Here is a 21,295-nt window from a genome sequence, read left to right as displayed (position 1 = left end):
AAAATCCTATCGGTATTTACAACGATAGGATTTTTTATTACATTCCGTATAATTCTTCAATTTTCAGACCAATTCGTTTGACATCTTCATTCAAGCCACGAAGTTCAAATGTGTCCAAGACTGGAAAGCCAAAGCGCTCTGCATATTGCTTAGCTGTTAAACAATATTGGTTGTTAAAATTACGATTACCACTACCAACAATTCCAAAACAGCACTTGTAATTCTCTTCAAAAGCAATAAAGTCACCTAAATCATTGGTAAGAATCTCTACATCTCCATTATTCAAACCATTTCCACCTTCTAAGTAGGTTGGTAAAAAGGCTACAAAGGGCTGAGACATGGCGTAAAATGGTCGCTCCTCTTTCACCATATCTTTTATATCCACCTGCTCAATCTCAACATTTTCATGTCGCTCTTGCAAAAAAGTGGACAAACGTTTGATAAAACTCGCTGTGTTCCCACTTAAGCTAATATAAACCAAGGAAATCTTCATATTTTCTCACTTTCTAAAAATAAAACACATCTATCATTCTCTTAAAATTCTAAGCTGATAGATATGTTTTGTCAACTATTGTAATTTTTCTTTTGCTAAGTCTTGTTGCTGCCGTTTCATCTTGAAAAAGACAATAACAAGGAAAAGAATATTAAATGCAAAATAAATAATGGTCAAAACTCTTGTCGATGAGATTGCTGTGGCACGCATCGTTTGATCTTTATAAAGATTGTTGAGTGGCATACCACCGATATAATTGTAAATTGTCCCAATAATTCCTAATAATACATAGGCAATGTAGGCAAAATTAGCGTATAAAATGTTTTTCTTAACAATGAAAACAACAGCAGCTATCAACAACAGAATAGAAAGGATAATTAATAATTTATGGGGACCATTATGAAGAAAGACAAGACTCTTTTCAGTCACTTTCACTATTTGTTTTACAACTGTTTCAGATAAACCTTTGTAGGAACTTGTATTCGTTATTTTTTCACTGCCAAAAAAAGTTCCTATAAATGTAAACGATGATAAAATGGCTGATAACGTCAGCAATACATATAAATAAATTGGTCGTTTTTTCACAATAAGCCTCCTGCTTAAAAGAGTTTTCAGTTTTATTTATTATAACGTAAGCAGTCAAAAATGGCAACAAAAATTTCACTAGTGTCAATTATTTTTTTCAAACAAAAGAAAGCCCCTCAACTATCAATCAAGGGGCCAATTCGCTATTGAACTAGTTCAAATGCCAAATTTCATCGTTATATTGAGCAATCGTACGGTCAGCAGAGAAGAAGCCTGCTTTTGCGATATTGACAAGAACTTTTTCAAGCCAGACGTCACGGTCTTCATAATCCGCAAACATGCGTTCTTTTGTTTCGATATAATCTTCCAAGTCAAGAAGCGTCATGAACCAGTCTTTATTGATCAATTCATTGTAAAGTCGTTCCAAGCGCTCTTTCTTACCAACTGCAAGAACAGCATCACTGACAATGAAGTCAACCAGCGGTTTGATTGCTTTACGAGCATAGAATTTACTTGACTTATAAGCTTCTTTGGCATACAAATCAATAACTGTTTCAGAATCTTCACCGAAGATATAAATGTTGTCATCTCCGACTAATTCATGAATTTCAACATTTGCCCCATCTGAAGTACCAAGCGTTAAAGCACCATTTAGCATGAATTTCATGTTACCAGTACCTGAAGCTTCTTTAGAAGCAAGGGAGATTTGCTCAGAAATGTCACCGGCTGCAATTAAGAAGCTAGCTGCTGTTACATTATAGTTTTCAACCATAACGACTTGCAAGTATGGAGAAACTTCTGGGTCGTTAGCAATTACTTCTGACAAGCAAAGGATTAAATGAATAATATCTTGCGCAATCGTATATGCTGGAGCAGCTTTCCCACCAAAGAAGACTGTAATTGGACGCACAGGAATGTTTCCAGCCTTGATGTCCAAGTATTTATGAATGACATAAAGAGCATTCATTTGTTGGCGTTTGTACTCGTGAAGGCGTTTGATTTGGATATCAAAGATTGATTCAGGATTGATTTCAACACCTTGGTGTTCTTTCAAGTGACGAGCTAATTTCCGTTTGTTGTGAGCTTTGATTTTTTCAAGTTCGGCTTTCACATCAGCCTTACCAGAAAATTCAAGTAAGTCTTCTAATTTTGAAGCATCATGGTGCCAATCGCGGCCAATCAAGCTATCAATGTAATTTGACAAGCGTGGATTTGCGTGCATGAGCCAGCGACGGAAGGTGATCCCGTTTGTTTTATTGTTGAATTTTTCTGGATAAATGTCGTAAAAGGCCTTGAGTTCTGAGTTTTTCAAGATTTCTGTATGAAGAGCAGCAACCCCATTGACACTATATCCATAGTGAATATCCATGTGAGCCATGTGTACACGATCATGTTCATCAATAATTTGAATAGCTGGATCTGCGTATTCAGCCTTCACGCGCTTATCCAATTCTTTGATAATTGGAACCAAGTGTGGAACAACTTCTTCCAAGAATTCAAGCGGCCATTTTTCAAGCGCTTCAGCAAGAATGGTATGGTTTGTATAAGCCGTCATATTCTTAACGATATTGATTGCTTCATCAAGCGAAATACCACGTTCTGTCAAAAGACGAATCATCTCTGGAATGACCATAGATGGGTGTGTATCGTTGATTTGGATAACAGCATAGTCAGCCAAGTCATTAAGATTGCTACCTTTTTCAATCGCTTCATCAATAATCAATTGTGCACCATTTGACACCATAAAGTATTGTTGGAAGATACGGAGCAATTCACCTTGCTTATTACTATCATCTGGATAAAGGAATAGAGTCAAATTACGAGCAATATCTGTCTTATCAAAGTCAATCCCATCTTCAATGATACTTGCATCTACTGAGTCAAGGTCGAACAGACGAAGACGGTTTTTAGTAGCTGTTTTATAACCAGGCACATCAATGTCATAAAGAGTTGATGTTAAAGTGAAATCAGCAAATGGTACTTGATAGCTACGGCTTGATTTTACTAACCAATTTTGCTCTGTCAACCAGAAGTTTGGTACTGTTGTTTGCTCATTATTTTTCAATACTTGTTGGAAAAGACCAAAGTGGTAGTTCAGACCTACACCGTCTCCATTCAAACCAAGTGTTGCAATAGAATCAAGGAAGCAAGCAGCCAGACGTCCTAAACCACCATTACCAAGTGAAGGTTCTAATTCGACTTCTTCCACTTCAATCAAGTCTTTACCAGCGTCTGCTAATTCTTTTTTGACATCATCATAAAGACCAAGGTTGATGAGGTTGTTTGACAACAGTTTTCCAATCAAAAATTCTGCTGAAATGTAATACAATTTCTTTTTACCAGTATTAACTGGTTTTTGTGCACTAGTCAATTTTGTATAGTTTAAAAGGGCAATATACAATTCTTCATTGCTGCATTCAGCAATTTCTTTTTGATAAGTTTGTTGGATAAATTCTTGTAAATTTGACATTTTTTCTCCTACCTAGAAAAGAACGTTACAATTCATTCTCTTTCTTTAATAATTTTTTATTTAAACGACGATATGTTTTCGTCAAGCTGTATAACTCTGCTTCAATCACGAGGTCCAATTCATCTGCTGTCATACGCCATGACCAATTGCCACCGATAGTTGATGGATAGTTCATACGAGCTGAACTGTCTAACTCTAATAAATCTTGCATGGTTGCAATTGCCATAAAGCTGACAGAAGCAAAGATAGTTCGTAACATTGCATGAGGAACTGTTTCATATTCCTTGCGATTGGTGTATTGAGCCATATATTCACGTGTAGCATCATCAATCTCATCACGGTACCAACCAAGAACAGTATTGTTGTCGTGTGTCCCTGTGTACATAACAGAATTGTTCGGAGCAAGATGTGGACTATCAATGCTTTCATCATTTGGATTAAAGGCGAATTGAGTCACTTTCATACCAGGGAAACCCGTTTTTTCACGTAAAGCAATTACTTCATCAGTCATAAAGCCCAAATCCTCGGCGATGATGTTTAGTTCACCCAATTCTTCCTTCACAGCTTTAAACAAAGCGTAATCAGGGCCTTTCACCCATTTACCAGGAGCGGCTGTATCGGATCCAGCAGGGATTTCCCAATAAGATTCAAAACCACGAAAATGATCGATACGAACCACATCGTAGATTTTGAAACTCTCACGCAAGCGTTCAATCCACCAGCTATACCCATCTTCATCCATTGCCTTCCAGTCATAAATTGGGTTTCCCCAAAGTTGACCGGTCGCAGAGAATTCATCTGGCGGACATCCTGCTACACATGTAGGCTGTCCTAATTCATCTGTTTTAAAGAAATGCGGTTGCGCCCAAACATCACAGCTATCAGCTGCCACATAGATTGGCATATCACCAACGATTTCAATATGATGGTCGTTAGCATAATTTTTCAATTCTAACCATTGTTTGAAGAAGAGATATTGCGTAACACGATGATAGGTCAATCGATCAGCTAGCTTTTCGCGATAAGTTGCCAAGCTAGACGCTTCACGACGACGTACCGCTGCATCTGGCCATTCCGTCCAAGCTTTCAAGTCGAAATGCTCTTTAATCGCCATGTATTCAGCAAACACTTCAAGCCATGATGCATTATCTGCTACAAATTTTTCATAGGCTGCTAAGTCTCCACGTTCTAAGAAACGTTTCACAGCTTTTTCCAAAACAGGCCTGCGATTGTTAAACACTTTCGCATAATCTACTTTTCTTGGATCTTGACCAAAGTCTAACCCTTCAAGATCACTTTGCACAAGCAATCCTTCTTCAATCAATCGATCAAAATCAATAAAATGTGTATTTCCCGCAAATGCAGAGAAAGATTGATATGGAGAATCTCCATAACTGGTCGTGCCTAAAGGCAAAATTTGCCAGTAGCGTTGCTTTGTTCTTACCAAGAAATCCACAAAATCGTAAGCACTTTTCCCAAATGAGCCGATTCCGTATTTCCCTGGAAGAGAAGAAATATGCATGAGAACACCACTTTGACGCTCTTTCATCTTATCACCTCAATAAATTTTTCTGTTAAATTTTGCATTCATTTAACGAAAACGTTTGCGTTGATTTGATTATAACTTAATTCCGACATGTGTGCAACCATTTTTCTAGTTTTTTTGTAAATTTTTAAAATATTTCGGATAATTGAATCATTTTCTTCTATATTCTATCATGATTTTTGGAGTGGAAAATAAAAAATTTTTAAGATTTTTTTAAAAAAGTGTTGCAACCGTTTTCTATTTGTGGTATACTAAGCATAGTTTAAGAAAACGTTTGCGCAAACTATTCTAAATTGTTATCTTATTATTTTATTCTTTAGGAGGAATAAATCATGAAACGTAAAATGTTGAAAAGTGTTGCAGTTCTTGGAACTGTAGGATTGGCTAGTTTGTTACTAGTAGCTTGCGGTAGCAAAAATAATAAATCAGCTTCTTCTGGTGATGGTAAAAACCTCACTGTTTACGTAGAAAAACAATACGAAGGCTACATGAAGAAAGCTGCTGCTGCTTTTGAAAAAGAAAGTGGAACAAAAGTTACTATTAAAACTGGCGACCAACTTAAAGGTCTTGAAAATCTTTCACTTGACAACCAATCTGGCAAAGCTCCAGACGTTATGATGTCTCCATATGACCGCGTAGGTAGTCTCGGTTCAGACGGCCAACTTTCTGAAATGAAACTTGATAAAGGTTCAATGACAGATGATACTACCAAAGCACTCGTAACAACAAAAGGTAAAACTTATGGTGCTCCTGCTGTTATCGAAACATTAGTAATGTACTACAATAAAGACCTTGTTTCTAAAGCTCCAACTACATTTGCTGAATTAGAAGAACTGGCAAAAGACAGCAAATATGCTTTTGCTAACGAAAATGGCAAAACAACTGCTTTCCTCGCTGACTGGACAAACTTCTATTATGCTTATGGTCTGTTAGCGGGTAATGGTGGATATGTCTTTGGTAAGAACGGTACCGATCCTAAAGACATTGGACTTGCAAATGACGGTTCTATCAAAGGTGTTGAATACGCTAAAAATTGGTATGCAAAATGGCCAAAAGGAATGCAAGATACTAAAGGTGCCGCAAACTTAATTCAAACTCAATTCCAATCAGGTAAAACAGCTGCTATCATTGAAGGCCCTTGGAAAGCCGCATCATTCAAAGAAGCTAAAGTGAACTATGGTGTTGCCACTATTCCTACACTTCCAAATGGTAAAAACTATCAAGCCTTTGGTGGTGGTAAAGCTTGGGTCATCCCTGCAGGATCTAAAAATGCCAAAACAGCTCAAAAGTTTGTTAACTTCTTGACTTCGACTGAACAACAAAACGCTTTCTATGATGCTACAAACGAAGTACCTGCAAACACAGAGGCTCGTAAATACGCTGAAGGAAAGAATGATGAATTGACTTCAGCTGTTATTAAACAATTCCAATCTGCTCAACCTATGCCAAATATCTCTGAAATGAGTACTGTATGGGATCCAGCAGCAAGTATGCTCTTTGATGCTGTAAGTGGAAAAAAAGATACTAAAGCCGCTGTAAATGATGCCGTTAAATTGATTAAAGATACTATCAATCAAAAATTTGGTAAAAAATAAAACAGATTGAGGTAGGATAGAACTCGATTGGCAGCACCAGTCGAGTTCTATATTTTAGAAAAAGGAGACTCTGATGACTACACAACAACAGCCACGTAAAGCATTGCTGCTCTCCCTCATCCCAGGACTTGGGCAAATTTATAATAAACAAAAAGCAAAAGGGGCTATCTTTTTAGGAGTTACCATTTTATTTTTGATTTACTTTTTCGCCATTGCTGCTCCTGAGTTAGGAAACTTAATTACTCTCGGTGAGATGCCTGGACGCGATAACTCTCTTTTCATGCTGATTCGTGGTGCATTCCACTTTATTCTTGTCATTGTTTATTTCATCTTTTATGCTCTCAATCTAAAAGATGCTTATACTATTGCGAAACGTTGGAATAATGATTATCCAGTTCCTACGACTTTCAAAGATATGTTAAAAGGAATTTACGCTAATGGTTTTCCTTACCTATTGATTATTCCTTCATATATTGCAATGACTTTTGCTATCATTTTCCCTGTATTGGTCACTCTTTTAATCGCCTTTACAAACTATGATTTCCAACATTTGCCTCCAACCAAGCTCTTGGATTGGGTTGGCGTGACAAACTTCACTAATATTTGGCGACTTAGCACTTTCCGTTCTGCTTTTGGAGCCGTTCTTGGTTGGACTATTATCTGGGCACTGGCTGCCTCAACTATCCAAATCGTTATTGGTATTTTTACCGCTATTATTGCAAACCAACCATTTATTAAAGGAAAACGCATTTTCGGCGTTATCTTCCTACTGCCTTGGGCTGTCCCAGCATTCATCACTATCTTAACTTTCAGTAACATGTTCAACGATAGTATCGGTGCAATCAATACCCAAGTTATTCCGCTTCTTGGTAAAGTATTGCCATTCTTAAATGGACATCTGATTCCTTGGAAAACAGATCCGACCTGGACTAAAATTGCTCTAATTATGATGCAAGGTTGGCTTGGTTTCCCTTACATTTATGTATTGACACTTGGTATCTTGCAATCCATTCCAAACGATCTTTACGAAGCAGCTTACATTGATGGTGCAAATGCATGGCAAAAATTCCTCAATATCACTTTCCCAATGATTTTAGCAGTTGCTGCTCCTACACTCATCAGTCAGTATACTTTCAACTTCAACAACTTCTCTATCATGTACCTCTTTAATGATGGCGGTCCTGGTACAGTTGGTGGTGGTGCAGGTTCAACTGACATCCTCATTTCATGGATTTATCGTTTAACGACAGGTGCAGCTCCTCAATACTCAATGGCTGCTGCGGTAACACTTATCATTTCTCTTATTGTGATTTCAATCTCCATGATTGCGTTCAAGAAACTACATGCATTTGATATGGAGGATGTGTAAGATGAATAATTCTATTAAATTTAAACGCCGTTTAAACCACTTTTTAACTTATTTCTATCTAGTGGCTTTATCTATTATCATTATCTATCCTCTCTTGATTACGATTATGTCTGCTTTCAAGACAGGGAATGTCCTTGCGTTTAAGCTAGATACAGATATTAATTTTAGCCTAGAAAACTTTAGCAAGCTTTTTACTGAAACTCTTTATGGGACTTGGTACTTTAACACTTTAATCATTGCTATCTTGACAATGATTATCCAAACAAGTATAGTTGTACTAGCTGGTTACGCTTATAGTCGTTATAATTTCCTAGCTAGAAAACAAAGTCTGGTCTTCTTCTTAATCATTCAAATGGTGCCAACAATGGCTGCCCTGACCGCTTTCTTCGTTATGGCTTTGATGTTAAATGCGCTCAACCACAGTTGGTTCCTCATCTTCCTTTATGTCGGCGGTGGTATCCCAATGAACGCTTGGCTCATGAAAGGGTACTTTGATACTGTGCCTATCTCGCTTGATGAGTCCGCTAAATTGGACGGTGCTGGTCACTTCAGACGCTTCTGGCAAATTGTACTGCCACTCGTTCGTCCAATGATTGCTGTACAAGCTCTCTGGGCTTTCATGGGACCATTCGGAGACTACATCTTATCTAGTTTCTTACTTCGTGAAAAAGAATTCTATACAGTTGCTGTTGGTTTACAAACCTTTGTTAGTGATGTGAAGAATTTGAAGATTGCTTACTTCTCAGCAGGTGCTATCTTGATTGCTTTGCCAATCTGTATCTTATTCTTCTTCCTACAAAAGAACTTTGTATCTGGTTTAACAAGTGGTGGCGACAAGGGATAATCTTGTCCCACCCTCTTTTATTTATAGTTGTATGATAGCTAATAAACTTTGCTTTATTAGCCATTACCTGATTATAAATTTTTAGAAAGAGTGTCTTATGCTACCTTATCCATTTAATTATTTTTCTAGTATTTACGGTTTTAAAAAGCCTTTTGCCAACCGAAAATTACTGACCTGGTTTCAATTGATTTTTACAAGCATCTTTTTAATTTCCTTATCCATAATACCAGTTGCTGTGCAAAACGCGTCTCTCAAGACTTATCCACTCACTACTTTTGTAGATGGTGTTTTTGACCCTGTTACAAAGGAAGTAATGGACGATATCACAGAGAATGCTAAAATAGAAAATTATCAATTCAGCTATGCTGGTCAGCAATCAACTCACAATAGCAAAGCAGGAACTGTCCTTCTAGGGAAAGAACAGTCTACCTTAGGAGAAAAACTAACACTTGCTTTTGGATCCAAACAACTGATTATCAGCAAAAAAGGAAAAAAACTGGCAGACATTCAATATCAGCATATCAATCAAGCTGCTCTAAAAAATAAAAAGTCGCTCAGTGCCGCCATTTCACAAGATTGGTTTCAACAAAATCGTGTGACAGTCAGTCTATTTCTCGTTCTCCTTTCTGGCGGTCTTTTGACACTGAATTTCTTCATCATCATCTTAGGAGCTACCTTTTTCCTTTATTTAACGAAAAAATCACGTCTTTTTTCTTTTAAAACCGTCAAAGAATGCTATCATTTTGCTTTGAATTGTTTAGGTTTGCCAACTTTGATTGCTGTTGCAGCAGGGTTATTGTTCGGTCAAGCCATGACCACTATGATTACCATTCAAAACATTCTTTTTGTGCTTTATCTCGTCATTATTTTCTATCGGACACATTTCCGTGATGAAAAAATGAAAAAGTAGGAGGTTTTTTATGCGAGTTACTATTAAAGAAGTTGCTAAATTGGCAGGAGTTTCGCCTTCTACCGTTACCCGTGTTGTCCAAAATAAATCCAGCATCAGCGATGAGACCAAAAAAAGAGTCCGTAAAGCTATGAAGGAATTGAATTATCATCCTAATCTCAATGCACGTAGTCTTGTTAGCAGTTACACACAAGTCATTGGTGTTGTTTTACCTGATGATTCCGATGCTTTTTATCAAAATCCATTTTTCCCTTCAGTATTTCGTGGGATTGCTCAGGTAGCTTCTGAATTTCACTACGCTATTCAAATTGCGACCGGGAAAAATGAAAAAGAGCGTATGGAAGCTATTTCCCAAATGGTTCTAGGGAAACGTGTGGACGGGCTCATTTTTCTCTATTCTCAGGAAAATGATCCATTAGTGAAAATGGTTAGTGAGGAACAATTTCCTTTCTTAATTTTAGGAAAATCTCTTTCTCCGTTTATTCCTTTGGTGGATAATGACAATATCCAAGCTGGATATGATGCAACAGAATATTTTATCAAAAAAGGCTGCCGCAATATTGCTTTTATCGGTGGTAGTAAAAGACTATTTGTAACGCAAGATCGTTATAAAGGGTATCAAAAAGCGCTGGAAGATTACCACTTAGAGCTTGATCCTCAAAACACAGCATTTGCAAATGAATTTTTGGAAGAAAAAGGATATCAATTCACAAAACATCTTCTAAATCATGATTCAAAAATTGATGCGATTATCACAACAGATAGCATGCTAGCAGAAGGGGTCTGCAACTATTTAAATCAAAATCAATTATCTATTCCTACTCTAGCTTTTGACTCTATTAAACCCAAACTTGACTTGGCAGCTTATGTTGATATTAATACGCTAGAACTGGGGCGGATTTCTTTTAAAACTATCCTGCAAATTATCAATGATACCAAAGAAAATCGACAAATTTGTTATCGCCAAGTAATTCCACATCGCATTATTGAACAATAAAGAAAGGAAGTTTATGGCTTTCCGAACATTCCAAGCCTACTTAGATGACCAAAGTCTCATCACGATCGAGTTAGAAAAACAATTTTATACTGAACAATTACAATTTACAATCGAAACGATTGATAGCACACAAACCTTACAGATAAGAACTCTGAAAGAACAAGATGACTTCGTGCAATACAGTCTTGCTCCTCTTGAGCCGTTAGATTTAACCAGTCATTATTGGATTTACGACCAAGATCGCAATAAAACCTTTTTGCAATTTCGCCATATTGTGAGAAAACCGATTTTTGACCAGACCTTTGCTTATGATGGCGATGACTTAGGAGCTCATTACACTCCTAAAGTAACGACTTTTAAACTCTGGGCTCCTATTTCCGAGCAAGTTTTGCTCCATTTACAAAATCAAGTTTATCCGATGACACTTGGTGAAAAGGGCGTTTGGCAAACAGAGGTCTCTGGAGATTTTGATGGGGCTGCTTATTACTATCTACACAAAGTGAATGGTCATTGGGTGGAAGTCCACGACCCTTATGCCCTATCTTCTGAAAGCAATTCTGGTGTTAGTTATGTTGTCAATCCAGAGAAAATTACTCGCCCAATTCACCGAGCAGCAACACAAATTCCAATAACAAAAGCTGTTATCTACGAGATGAGTGTGAGAGATTTTTCCATGCAAAAAGAAGCAGGATTTACCTACTCTGGGAAATTCAAGTCCCTAACAGAGTCTCCTGATTTACAAGAACACACTTTGGGAATGGATTATGTCAAACAACTGGGTATTACTCATATCCAACTCATGCCAGTGTATGATTTTGGCAGTGTTGATGAAAACCATCCAGAACTCGTGTATAACTGGGGCTACGACCCTATGCAATACAATCTTCCTGACGGTAGTTTTGCAACGAATCCACATGATCCTTATACAAGAATCGTTGAATTGCAAGGAGCAATCGCTGCTTATCATCAAGCCGACATCAGTGTTATCATGGACGTCGTTTACAATCATGTCTACAATCCCCAAACCTATGCTTTTGAAAAAATTGTCCCAGGCTATTTCTTCCGCTATGATCACAATGCCAATTTAACAAATGGGACTTTCTGTGGGAACGACGTAGCAAGTGAGCGGGCAATGGTTCGTAGCTATATTAAGCATTCCCTCAAACAATGGCTAACTCTTTATGGAATGGACGGCTTCCGCTTTGACCTCATGGGCATTCTAGATATGGAAACCATGAAACAAATCGCAGAGGAATTGAAGTTTCTTTATCCAAATGTTTATTTGTACGGAGAAGGGTGGCGTATGGCCACCGGACTGGATAGCAATCGGCTTGCACATCAATTCAACGCCGCTCAGTTACCAAGCTATGGTTTTTTCAGCGACCACTTCCGCAATACAATCAAAGAAACAATTTTAGAAGGCAGTCAAATCCAAGATTCCAAACCAATAGATACGATAGAAAATGTATTGACAGCTAATGTTGGATTAACGGAAACAGCACATTTTATCGCACCCCAGCAAGCTATCAACTACGTGGAATGCCATGACGATGCAACGGCTTTTGATTATTTTGCAATTAAAAAGCCAGATATCTCTCTAAATGAGCGGTTAGCAGATGCACGACTCGCTTTGCATATTACTTTGTTAGCTCAAGGGGTACCGTTCATCCATAGTGGGCAAGAGTTTTTCCGTAGTAAAAACCTCATGGATAATACTTATAATGCTCAAGACGCCATCAACCGTCTTGATTGGCTACGCTCAATTGAATATGAGAAAGACGTAGATTTTGTTCGCCAGTTGATCCAATTCAGAAAAGCAAATCCGCTTCTCGGTTTGGAAACAACGACAGAAATCCTTGACTTTTGCTCTGTCCAATGGCTCACCGATGTCCTTGTTGAATACAAAATTAAAAGGCAAAAAGAACAAATTACTATCCTCATCAATTTTGGAAATGAAGATATTGCTTATCAAAATCAAGAAAAACAAGCTATCTTTATCCAATATCCAAAAATCAACCTTGATACCCCCATTCAGGAAATCCAAAAACAATATACTGTTCCTGCAAAACAAGTTCTCGTACTTAAATAATCGTGAGGCTGGGCAAAAACACCATTTTTAATCTGAAATAAATAATCAACGACATCATAAAAGGCTTAAAATCAAGATTTATTTAAATCAGATTCTAAGCCTTTTTGCTTTTATGCTTGTTTTTGCCCATCCTCTATTTGTCCCGCACCGAAGGCCGCGAGACGGACTGCAAGTCATATAACAAAAAACATCAGATTGACCAAACTAGCCAATCTGATGTTTTATTCTTCTACGAAACGCCCAAGAATGTGAACATTATCTGCTACCGATACAAAAGCATGCGGATCGGTTTTACGCATAATATGTTTAAATTCATTAAATTCAGCATGCGTAATGACTGTAATCAAAACAGTCTTTTTCTCATGATTGTAAGTTCCTTCTGCACCATTAACCATGGTTGCACCACGATGCAATTTGTTATGAATTTTATCAATAACTTCTTCGGGATGACTGGTAATAATCATCGCCTGCATCTTCTTTTGCTTAGTAAAGACTGCATCTGTCACACGGCTTGACACAAAAATCGTAATCATCGAATATAGTGCATATTTCCAGCCGAAAGTCACACCGGCAATAATCATAATCATGCCATTGACCATAAAGGAAATATTTCCCACATTTCTACCGGTTTTCTTCCGAACCGTCAAGCTGACAATATCCGTCCCACCACTAGAAATATTGGAACGCAAAGCAAAGCCGATTCCCATTCCCATGATAACCCCACCAAACAAAGCATTGATAATCGGGTCATTTGTTAAGGTCACTTCAGGAACAAACTGGATAAACAGCGAACTCATGGAAACGGTTATAAAAGTAAATACCGTAAATTTGTGCCCAATTTGATACCAAGCTAAAATCATCAGCGGGATATTGATGAGATAGAAAGTCACAGAAACCGGAATAGTAAATCCTAAAAAACGCGTACTTAAAGCGGCTAAAATCTGTGCCAATCCAGTCGCACCGCTTGAATAAACATGTCCCGATTGAAAGAAAAGATTCACTGCAACCGCAGATAGAAAACCATAAATGAGCGAAGCAGAAATCTTTTCATCGTACTTCTCACGAGAAATACTCTTAAGTACTCGTATCAACTTAAAATCATAGGCTAGACGGCGCAAATAATAACGCAATCGTTTGTAAATCTTACTTTTCTTCATGAGTTTCTACTTGTAAACTTAATTCTTCAAGTTGTTTAGCGTCGACTATGCTTGGCGCCTGAGTCATTGGATCACTTGCTTTGTTGTTTTTAGGGAAAGCAATCACTTCACGGATATTTTCCTCGCCAGCCAGCAACATGACAAAACGATCTAGCCCAATTGCCAATCCACCATGCGGTGGAAAACCATAATCCATTGCTTCTAGCAAGAAACCAAATTGATCAGTAGCTTCTTCTTCAGAAAAACCAAGAGCTTTAAACATTCGTTCTTGCAAATCTTTGTGGTTAATACGAAGACTTCCACCACCCAATTCATAACCATTCAAGACAATATCATAAGCAATAGCACGAACCTTGCTCAAATCACCTTCTAATTCATGAGCTGTGTCTGCTTGTGGAAGAGTGAATGGATGGTGCGCACTCATATAGCGACCTTCTTCTTCCGACCATTCAAACATTGGCCAATCCACAACCCAAAGATAATTAAATCTCGATTCATCAATCAAGCCCAAATCTTTTGCAAGACGAACACGAAGAGCTCCCAAGGATGCATTGGCAACTTCTAGAGTATCAGCTACAAAAAGAACCAAATCATTGTCTTCAAGCTGTAAAGCATCTGTCAACTCACTTGTCAAGTCTTTCAGAAACTTAGCAACTGGGCCGTTTAATTCACCTGATGCCACCTTCACCCAAGCAAGCCCTTTTGCTCCATACTGTTTTGCTTGCTCTGTCAACTTATCTATATCTTTCCGCGAATAGCTGTCAGCTGCATTTTTCACAACAATAGCTTTAACGGCTGGTGCTTCTGAGAAAACTTTGAAGTCAACTTTCTTGACAATCCCTGTCAAGTCTTGTAACAGCATCTCAAAACGTGTATCTGGCTTATCACTTCCATACAAAGCCATTGCATCATCATAGTTCATGCGTGGGAAGGGCAGAGAAACCTCAATCCCCTTTGTTTCTTTCATCACTCGAGCAATCAAGCCTTCTGTAATATCCTGGATTTCTTGATCAGATAGGAAAGAAGTTTCTAAGTCAACCTGTGTAAACTCTGGTTGACGGTCTCCACGTAAATCCTCATCACGAAAGCATTTTACAATTTGATAATACCGATCAAATCCAGCATTCATCAACAGTTGCTTGGTAATTTGAGGACTTTGTGGCAGTGCATAGAAATGACCTTGGTTCACTCGACTTGGTACCAAATAATCACGCGCCCCTTCTGGAGTTGACTTAGTAAGAAACGGCGTTTCCACATCAATAAATTCAAGCTCATCTAAGTAATTACGAATTGAATGTGTTACTTTAGCTCGTAATTTCAAATTTGCCAACATTTCAGGACGACGAAGGTCTAAATAACGGTAACGGAGACGGGTATCATCATTCGCTTCAATACCGTCTTTGATTTCAAATGGAGTCGTTTTGGCCGTATTGAGAACTGTCAAATGCTCCACGTGTAATTCAACAGCTCCTGTTGCCAATTTATCATTCGCCTGCGTACGGACTTCTACTTTTCCAGTCACTTCGATCACATATTCGCTTCGCAAACTTTCAGCGGTTTCCATGACTTCTTTATCCACATTTTCAGGATTGATAACTAGCTGCATTATGCCTTCACGGTCACGCAAATCAATGAAAATCAGTCCTCCCAAGTCACGACGACGGGACACCCAACCTTTCAAAGTGATTTTTTGACCAACATGTTCACTACGAACACGCCCGACATACATTGAACGTTTCATTTTTATTCTCCAAACTTTTAATTCTTTTACTATTTTACCACAAAAGCGATGAAAAAGAAGACATGCTTTTCAAAATCTTCATATCTTAACGTAATATTTTTACAAAAGAAGATGACGACTCACCTCTTACTTTCTTTGTCATATAATTCAGGATGCAAAACCTTGACCACATAACTTGATGCTAAGCGCAATAGCCCTGCTGCCAAGCCAAAAATCGGTGCTAAAAACCGAAAAAAGAAATCCCCTCTTACAAAATAGGCAATTCCTCCTATAATCAAAAAAACAATTAGAAACTGAATTACAGACGGAATGATTATTTTTTTCATTGTTCTCTCCACTTCTACTTCAACATTCTACTATGTTATGAGAGAAAAAAGCCATTTGACTGGCTTTCTCCCTTTTTAAATTAAAACCCCAGTTGTTCAAAAATTGTTTGAAAATCTTTTTGAATCTGATTTAAGCTGACTGTCAATTCTTCACGAGTTTGATTGTTTTTGATGATAACTTGATTGCTTTCAATCTCACTTTCACCAAGAGTTATCAAAGTCTTAGCAGAGAAAGTATCTGCTGACTTGAATTGCGCTTTTAACTTACGATTTAAATAATCACGTTCAGCTGTAAATCCTTGCTTGCGAAGTGCTTGTACAATTTCCAAAGCTTTGTTATTAGCACCGTCTCCCAGAACCGCAATATAAACGTCCAAACTATCCTCTAGCGGCAAGGCTACACCCTGCTTTTCAAGAACGAGGAGCAGACGTTCTACGCCCATCCCAAAGCCAAATCCAGCCGTCTCTGGTCCACCAAAATAAGCAACAAGGCTATCATAACGACCGCCTGCACAAATAGTCAGTTCATTACCGGCTACATCTGCAGTAAATTCAAAAATCGTGTGATTGTAATAATCCAATCCGCGGACCATATTGGTATTGATAACATAAGGAATTCCCAGTGCTTCCAACATCGAACGCACAGCTTGAAAATGAGTTTGGCTTTCCTCATCTAGATAATCCAGAATAGAGGGTGCATTTTCAACAGCGAGTTTATCTTCTTTTTCCTTACTGTCTAGCACACGGAGAGGATTTTCTTCCAGACGACGCTGACTATCTTTAGAAAGACTGTCTTTCAACGGCGTCAAATAATCAATCAATGCTTGACGATAAGTGGCGCGACTCTTCGCATTCCCCAAACTATTCAACTGCAACGTTACACCTTGAATACCAATTTCATTGAAAAATTGAGCTGCCATGGCAATCGTCTCTACATCAGTCGCAGGATTATTGGAGCCAAAACACTCTACACCAATCTGATGAAACTCACGCAAACGCCCTGCCTGTGGACGCTCATAACGAAACATAGAACCCATATAATAAAGTTTCACCGGCTTTTGGACTTCTGGGGCAAAGAGTTTATTTTCCACATAAGAACGCACAACTGGTGCTGTTCCTTCTGGGCGTAATGTGATATGACGGTCGCCTTTGTCATAAAAATCATACATTTCTTTGGTTACAATGTCAGTCGTATCTCCAACAGAACGACTAATCACTTCATAATGCTCAAATAGTGGGGTGCGAATTTCTGCGTAATGATATTTTTTAAATGTTTTGCGAGCAAATTCTTCTACATATTGCCATTTGACAGACTCTTGAGGGAGAATATCCTGAGTCCCTTTCGGTTTTTGTAATTTCATAGCTTTCCTCTTCATTCATATAATATAATTATTTTACCACAAGTAACAGATTTTGAGGACTGTTTCGGTATATTTTCTCTAAAAAGCTAGCATGCTCTGCCATTTTCCAAAAAATAAAAGAAAATCTGTCAAGTAACTTTACTTTACAATTTTTTTTTGATATACTATTACAGTTGATGAAAATCAAAGAGATTGAATCGAACTTATATTAAAAGGAGAATAAAGAAAATGGCAGTACCTGCACGTCGCACTTCAAAAGCGAAGAAAAACAAACGCCGCACTCACTACAAAATTACAGCTCCATCTGTACATTTTGACGAAACTACTGGAGATTACTCACGTTCTCACCGTGTATCCCTCAAAGGATACTACAAAGGACGTAAAATCGCCAAAGCTGCAGCAGCAGAATAATAGAAGGGAGCTATCATGCGCGTAAATATCACACTTGAACACAAAGCATCTGGTGAACGCTTGTACCTTACTTCTAAAAACAAACGCAACACTCCAGACCGTCTTCAATTGAAGAAATACTCACCAAAATTACGTAAACATGTAGTGTTTACTGAGGTTAAATAAGAGTTAAATTAGTGAAAATAGCGTTAAATCAACGTTTAAACACTTAATAATAGCCGAGTGGGAACATTTTGGTAACAAAAAAGGTAGTAAGATACAATCTTGCTACCTTTTTATAATCTCCGTTTTCGTATAACAGACTTCGCTAGTGATACGAAAGCCGTGATTGAAATTAAAGTGATATTACCCCCTCTAGTTTATCCGCTACCTCTTTCATAGCAGAAGGGCGAAGATGGGAATATACTCCCAAAGTCGTCTGTATATCTGCATGACCTAGCCTATTTTTAAGTTCTAGGTCATTCATACCCAAAGAGAGCAACAGACTAGCATGGGAGTGTCTTAAATCATGAATACGAATACTTTTAACACCTGCCATTTTCCCATGTTTCTTCATGCTATTAGCAAGCATTGTCTTAGTCACAGGTAAACAGTTATAAGAAAAGACAAAACTTATTTTTCCTAGCTGTTTCTGATGATTTTTCCATGAGGATAGCGCCTTAATCGTCATGGCATCAAGATAGATTTTTCTATTACTTGAAAAAGTTTTTGTGGGGTTAATTTGCCAATTATTTTTATTTTGATAAAACATAGACTTATTGACTTGTACAGCTTTATTTTCAAAATCAACATCTTCCCACGTTAAGGCTTGTAATTCACTAATCCTCAATCCTGTCATAAAGAGAAATAGAAAACAGGTATATTTCAAATGTTCTACAACATCATTTTTTTCAAATGTTTTGATAAATTTTTCAAATTCTTCTTTTGTCCAAAAATCAACCTTTTTTCTAGTCCTCTTCATATTTCCAACCTGCCGAGCAGGATTTTCACTCACAACACCCAAAGTAAGAGCCATATCAAACAACTCTTTTACTGTTTGATGTAAGTCTTTCAAATAGTTATTAGATAACCCCTCTTCCAAAATGTCTGTATGCCATTTTTTTATATGAATAGGCTTAACATCAACCATTTTCATAGGATAAAAATATTTCAATCTTTTCAACTTGGAAGAAAAGGTCATAAATGTCCTAGCAGTTACTTTATTCTTATAGTGAGGTACAAAATACTTTTCCAAAAATAACTCAACTGTTAAAGTTGCACCATGTACAATAGCTTTTTTCGAGTGTTTCGCTATAAAATCATCATACCATTTCTTGGCTTCTGTTTGAGTTTTAAACCCTCTTTTCTTTTTCTGCATTCTTTTACCGGTCACTTCATCAAAACCTAGAGAAGCAACCGCATAATAAGAACTACTAGCCTTGTCATAATATACATGAGGGATTTTAGGCATATTCTTCCACTTCCTCAAAATTTAATTTTGTACCCAAAATTTCCTCAACAGCTTCAACAGGAACTTGACCCAAACCCTTGGAATTATAGTAAGCAAAGCCCTTTTGTACCATCAAAGCCTTAGCCTGTTTAATCAAACTGTAAGCCTGATAATTTCCAAAACCTAATTTTTTCAAATCTTCTTTTGTTACGAACATAGCATTTTTCTCCTTTTCATGTTATAATATAACTAGTTGTTTTTATATGTGATGCGGTTTGCCGACTGCATCATTTTTTTTATTTCATAATACCGAGCTTTATCCCTTAAAAAAACATATATATCAGGGAGATATTTCAAAACCCTAGACTTAACAATAACTTCTACAGGTTCTTCTTGACCATAATCTCGACATTTTGTTATTACGATTATCTTTTTAGTCATTTGTCACATCCTTTGCTTTCTTTGGCAATATTCTAGGATAGATACAATCTTCAAGCAATTTACGAATAAAATCGTCCTTATCTTGCGAACAAAACAAATCTTCATAGTCAAAGTTCAAAACAACACTAGAACCATCAGGGCGTTGATAATGACCATTTTCTCTATTCTCTCGAACTTCTGAAACACTATAAAATCTTTCTTCCATTCCATGCTTTCTAGCGATTTCAGAAGAATAATTGACCCGTCTTAAATACTGGTTTATATCTTCTTCCTGAATTTGTCCGAAAAATTGTTTTGGAGACATATAAGCAGACATAATAACCAATCTCGGAACTACTAGCTTATTTCGATAGCGTGCCGACATTCTAGCCGAATTGATTGGGTCGAATAACTTCAACCAATCTGCAGGGGCTAGGCTATCTTCTCGCAAGTCGTCCAAAATCAGGATTTCTTCTCCTGAATAGTTGTCAAAAGGATTTTTTGAGCTTGCAGAATATGAGCCACCTCTTAAACCTACATTTTCAAGTGCTCCTTGCACCTCTAAAGCAATATCTCTAGCAAGTGTAGACTTGCCAATCCCGGGCTTACCTTGAATATATAGGACAGTCAAATCATACTCCCCATTTTGCAAGGCTTCTAGTCTTAGCACGCTTTCACGCTCGCCAAAAATATCAAATCCTTCAAGGAATTTCTGACGATTGTTTGCCATAAGATAATACAAATTATTGTCTTTCATAATATCAAAATAAGTCAGTTCCCCCTTATATACTTTAGATAATACCAAATCTAGACTTTCATCTGATTTCTCACGTTTTTTTTTGGCTGCATACTTCTCCAAATCTTCTTTATTCTGATTGATAAAGGCTTCATAATCAAGCGTATCAAATGTTTCCACATCACTAGCAGGATACTGATATTTATCTTTATCTTTGGCATGAATAAGGTAAGCTAAAGCATTGATACGTGTATACGCTCGACCGCCTTTTGATTTTGGAGTTTCAATGCGTTCACGTTCTACACCTAGGACAGAAGCAACCTTTGATAAGTCGAATTTCTTTGGAAAATCAATATACCCATGCACATGCGGTTCTACTAGTTTAGCCCCATAGGAAATATCTCTATCATGAACAACTATTGCAAATTCCACAAACTCATCTTCTTCAACCAAAGTTCTAACTCGGTCAAAAATCAATCTAAAAATTTTATCTTTATTGGTTTCCCAATCATCTAATAATTGTTTATCTTGAACAGACCAATCCCAAAATTTTGGTTTTAATTGTTGTTCAAACAAAAAACGTTTATTGATAATTCGTTTTTTCATAAAACACCTCTTTTATAGAAATACATTTATTTTGTATAATATTTCACTTTTTTTGTTGCTATACTCAACTTTTTGGAGAATAGCAACAAGTATGGCAACAAGTAAAGCAACATGATTTTTCACTCTTTTTCTTTCCTAACGCATACGCTGGACCGTTCCGATGTCCCACGGAGAAATGCTTTCAAATCAAGGCTTTTCCTTGTTTTGCACCATTCTATCGTCAAGTCCAGAATGGCGCCCGCGCATAGATTTTGTGTCTATGTTGCTATA

The 21,295-nt window shown here is 37.4% G+C and carries 19 protein-coding genes; 8 read left to right on the top strand and 11 right to left on the bottom strand.

Annotated features, from left to right (window positions below):
- Positions 1–37 precede the first annotated feature (37 nt).
- From nrdI to malQ, 4 genes are all read right to left on the bottom strand, one after another.
- Complete coding sequence (nrdI, locus tag HMPREF2574_RS02580; protein WP_024053230.1) at positions 38–493, bottom strand: class Ib ribonucleoside-diphosphate reductase assembly flavoprotein NrdI; 456 nt, start codon at positions 491–493, stop codon at positions 38–40.
- 75 nt (positions 494–568) lie between these two features.
- The gene (locus tag HMPREF2574_RS02575; protein ID WP_024053231.1) at positions 569–1,078 is read right to left on the bottom strand and encodes an ABC transporter permease; all 510 of its coding nucleotides are present in this window, start codon (positions 1,076–1,078) and stop codon (positions 569–571) included.
- 151 nt (positions 1,079–1,229) lie between these two features.
- Entirely contained in the window at positions 1,230–3,488 is a 2,259-nt protein-coding gene (glgP, locus tag HMPREF2574_RS02570) for a glycogen/starch/alpha-glucan family phosphorylase (protein WP_070584098.1), read from the bottom strand.
- A gap of 25 nt (positions 3,489–3,513) precedes the next feature.
- Positions 3,514–5,037, bottom strand: a complete 1,524-nt coding sequence (gene malQ / locus HMPREF2574_RS02565; protein WP_070584096.1) for a 4-alpha-glucanotransferase — start codon at positions 5,035–5,037, stop codon at positions 3,514–3,516.
- Between the two features lie 329 nt (positions 5,038–5,366).
- Here malQ and HMPREF2574_RS02560 point away from each other — a divergent pair, with 329 nt between their 5' ends.
- The 6 genes from HMPREF2574_RS02560 to pulA all read left to right on the top strand — a co-directional run bounded on the left by HMPREF2574_RS02560 (position 5,367) and on the right by pulA (position 12,838).
- Positions 5,367–6,629: an extracellular solute-binding protein gene (locus HMPREF2574_RS02560; RefSeq protein WP_070242133.1), complete on the top strand. Its 1,263-nt coding sequence runs from the start codon at positions 5,367–5,369 to the stop codon at positions 6,627–6,629.
- Between the two features lie 73 nt (positions 6,630–6,702).
- Positions 6,703–7,998, top strand: coding sequence for a sugar ABC transporter permease (locus HMPREF2574_RS02555; protein ID WP_070812166.1), 1,296 nt, complete (start codon positions 6,703–6,705; stop codon positions 7,996–7,998).
- Position 7,999: 1 nt separating this feature from the next.
- Entirely contained in the window at positions 8,000–8,842 is an 843-nt protein-coding gene (locus HMPREF2574_RS02550; protein WP_003026676.1) for a sugar ABC transporter permease, read from the top strand.
- A 97-nt stretch (positions 8,843–8,939) separates the two neighbouring features.
- Complete coding sequence (locus HMPREF2574_RS02545; RefSeq protein WP_070584092.1) at positions 8,940–9,752, top strand: DUF1189 domain-containing protein; 813 nt, start codon at positions 8,940–8,942, stop codon at positions 9,750–9,752.
- A 10-nt stretch (positions 9,753–9,762) separates the two neighbouring features.
- Entirely contained in the window at positions 9,763–10,749 is a 987-nt protein-coding gene (locus HMPREF2574_RS02540; protein WP_003071525.1) for a LacI family DNA-binding transcriptional regulator, read from the top strand.
- A 13-nt stretch (positions 10,750–10,762) separates the two neighbouring features.
- Positions 10,763–12,838 (top strand): type I pullulanase, encoded by a 2,076-nt coding sequence (pulA, locus tag HMPREF2574_RS02535; protein ID WP_070812165.1) that lies wholly within the window; start codon positions 10,763–10,765, stop codon positions 12,836–12,838.
- A gap of 221 nt (positions 12,839–13,059) precedes the next feature.
- On the opposite strand, the gene HMPREF2574_RS02530 is transcribed toward pulA, so the two are convergent.
- The 4 genes from HMPREF2574_RS02530 to hisS form a co-directional block, all read right to left on the bottom strand.
- On the bottom strand, positions 13,060–13,995 hold the full coding sequence (locus HMPREF2574_RS02530; RefSeq protein ID WP_024053240.1) for a YitT family protein: 936 nt from the start codon (positions 13,993–13,995) through the stop codon (positions 13,060–13,062).
- On the bottom strand, positions 13,982–15,736 hold the full coding sequence (gene aspS / locus HMPREF2574_RS02525; RefSeq protein ID WP_070812164.1) for an aspartate--tRNA ligase: 1,755 nt from the start codon (positions 15,734–15,736) through the stop codon (positions 13,982–13,984). The genes HMPREF2574_RS02530 and aspS overlap by 14 nt, the downstream gene beginning before the upstream one ends.
- Before the next feature lie 119 nt (positions 15,737–15,855).
- Positions 15,856–16,062: a hypothetical protein gene (locus HMPREF2574_RS02520; protein ID WP_003027825.1), complete on the bottom strand. Its 207-nt coding sequence runs from the start codon at positions 16,060–16,062 to the stop codon at positions 15,856–15,858.
- 80 nt (positions 16,063–16,142) lie between these two features.
- The gene (gene hisS / locus HMPREF2574_RS02515) at positions 16,143–17,423 is read right to left on the bottom strand and encodes a histidine--tRNA ligase (protein ID WP_024053242.1); all 1,281 of its coding nucleotides are present in this window, start codon (positions 17,421–17,423) and stop codon (positions 16,143–16,145) included.
- A 228-nt stretch (positions 17,424–17,651) separates the two neighbouring features.
- On the opposite strand from hisS, the gene rpmF reads away from it, so the two are divergent.
- Positions 17,652–17,834, top strand: coding sequence for a 50S ribosomal protein L32 (gene rpmF / locus HMPREF2574_RS02510; RefSeq protein ID WP_003026691.1), 183 nt, complete (start codon positions 17,652–17,654; stop codon positions 17,832–17,834).
- Between the two features lie 15 nt (positions 17,835–17,849).
- On the top strand, positions 17,850–17,999 hold the full coding sequence (gene rpmG / locus HMPREF2574_RS02505; RefSeq protein WP_003026692.1) for a 50S ribosomal protein L33: 150 nt from the start codon (positions 17,850–17,852) through the stop codon (positions 17,997–17,999).
- Positions 18,000–18,168: 169 nt separating this feature from the next.
- On the opposite strand, the gene HMPREF2574_RS02500 is transcribed toward rpmG, so the two are convergent.
- The 3 genes from HMPREF2574_RS02500 to HMPREF2574_RS02485 all read right to left on the bottom strand — a co-directional run bounded on the left by HMPREF2574_RS02500 (position 18,169) and on the right by HMPREF2574_RS02485 (position 21,025).
- A complete protein-coding gene (locus tag HMPREF2574_RS02500; protein WP_001124256.1) occupies positions 18,169–19,284 on the bottom strand; it encodes a site-specific integrase in 1,116 nt (371 codons plus the stop codon).
- Entirely contained in the window at positions 19,277–19,480 is a 204-nt protein-coding gene (locus tag HMPREF2574_RS02495; RefSeq protein ID WP_000498227.1) for a DUF3173 family protein, read from the bottom strand. The genes HMPREF2574_RS02500 and HMPREF2574_RS02495 overlap by 8 nt, the downstream gene beginning before the upstream one ends.
- Before the next feature lie 216 nt (positions 19,481–19,696).
- Positions 19,697–21,025 carry a Rep family protein gene (locus HMPREF2574_RS02485; RefSeq protein WP_000746010.1) on the bottom strand — a complete coding sequence of 443 codons (1,329 nt, stop codon included), beginning with the start codon at positions 21,023–21,025 and terminating at the stop codon, positions 19,697–19,699.
- Positions 21,026–21,295 lie beyond the last annotated feature (270 nt).

Origin of the sequence: Streptococcus sp. HMSC034E12, assembly GCF_001835915.1 — a bacterium.
In the GTDB taxonomy this organism is placed as follows: Bacteria; Bacillota; Bacilli; order Lactobacillales; family Streptococcaceae; genus Streptococcus; species Streptococcus vaginalis.
Note: the sequence above shows the minus strand (reverse complement) of the source record. Positions and strands in the feature narration are given on the sequence as shown.

Bases quoted from the DNA above. Each gene is read 5' to 3' on its own strand.
- nrdI (WP_024053230.1), bottom strand. From the start codon at position 493: ATGAAGATTTCCTTGGTTTATATTAGCTTAAGTGGGAACACAGCGAGT.
- glgP (WP_070584098.1), bottom strand. From the start codon at position 3,488: ATGTCAAATTTACAAGAATTTATCCAACAAACTTATCAAAAAGAAATT.
- malQ (WP_070584096.1), bottom strand. From the start codon at position 5,037: ATGAAAGAGCGTCAAAGTGGTGTTCTCATGCATATTTCTTCTCTTCCA.
- HMPREF2574_RS02560 (WP_070242133.1), top strand. From the start codon at position 5,367: ATGAAACGTAAAATGTTGAAAAGTGTTGCAGTTCTTGGAACTGTAGGA.
- HMPREF2574_RS02555 (WP_070812166.1), top strand. From the start codon at position 6,703: ATGACTACACAACAACAGCCACGTAAAGCATTGCTGCTCTCCCTCATC.
- HMPREF2574_RS02550 (WP_003026676.1), top strand. From the start codon at position 8,000: ATGAATAATTCTATTAAATTTAAACGCCGTTTAAACCACTTTTTAACT.
- HMPREF2574_RS02545 (WP_070584092.1), top strand. From the start codon at position 8,940: ATGCTACCTTATCCATTTAATTATTTTTCTAGTATTTACGGTTTTAAA.
- HMPREF2574_RS02540 (WP_003071525.1), top strand. From the start codon at position 9,763: ATGCGAGTTACTATTAAAGAAGTTGCTAAATTGGCAGGAGTTTCGCCT.
- pulA (WP_070812165.1), top strand. From the start codon at position 10,763: ATGGCTTTCCGAACATTCCAAGCCTACTTAGATGACCAAAGTCTCATC.
- HMPREF2574_RS02530 (WP_024053240.1), bottom strand. From the start codon at position 13,995: ATGAAGAAAAGTAAGATTTACAAACGATTGCGTTATTATTTGCGCCGT.
- aspS (WP_070812164.1), bottom strand. From the start codon at position 15,736: ATGAAACGTTCAATGTATGTCGGGCGTGTTCGTAGTGAACATGTTGGT.
- HMPREF2574_RS02520 (WP_003027825.1), bottom strand. From the start codon at position 16,062: ATGAAAAAAATAATCATTCCGTCTGTAATTCAGTTTCTAATTGTTTTT.
- hisS (WP_024053242.1), bottom strand. From the start codon at position 17,423: ATGAAATTACAAAAACCGAAAGGGACTCAGGATATTCTCCCTCAAGAG.
- rpmF (WP_003026691.1), top strand. From the start codon at position 17,652: ATGGCAGTACCTGCACGTCGCACTTCAAAAGCGAAGAAAAACAAACGC.
- rpmG (WP_003026692.1), top strand. From the start codon at position 17,850: ATGCGCGTAAATATCACACTTGAACACAAAGCATCTGGTGAACGCTTG.
- HMPREF2574_RS02500 (WP_001124256.1), bottom strand. From the start codon at position 19,284: ATGCCTAAAATCCCTCATGTATATTATGACAAGGCTAGTAGTTCTTAT.
- HMPREF2574_RS02495 (WP_000498227.1), bottom strand. From the start codon at position 19,480: ATGTTCGTAACAAAAGAAGATTTGAAAAAATTAGGTTTTGGAAATTAT.
- HMPREF2574_RS02485 (WP_000746010.1), bottom strand. From the start codon at position 21,025: ATGAAAAAACGAATTATCAATAAACGTTTTTTGTTTGAACAACAATTA.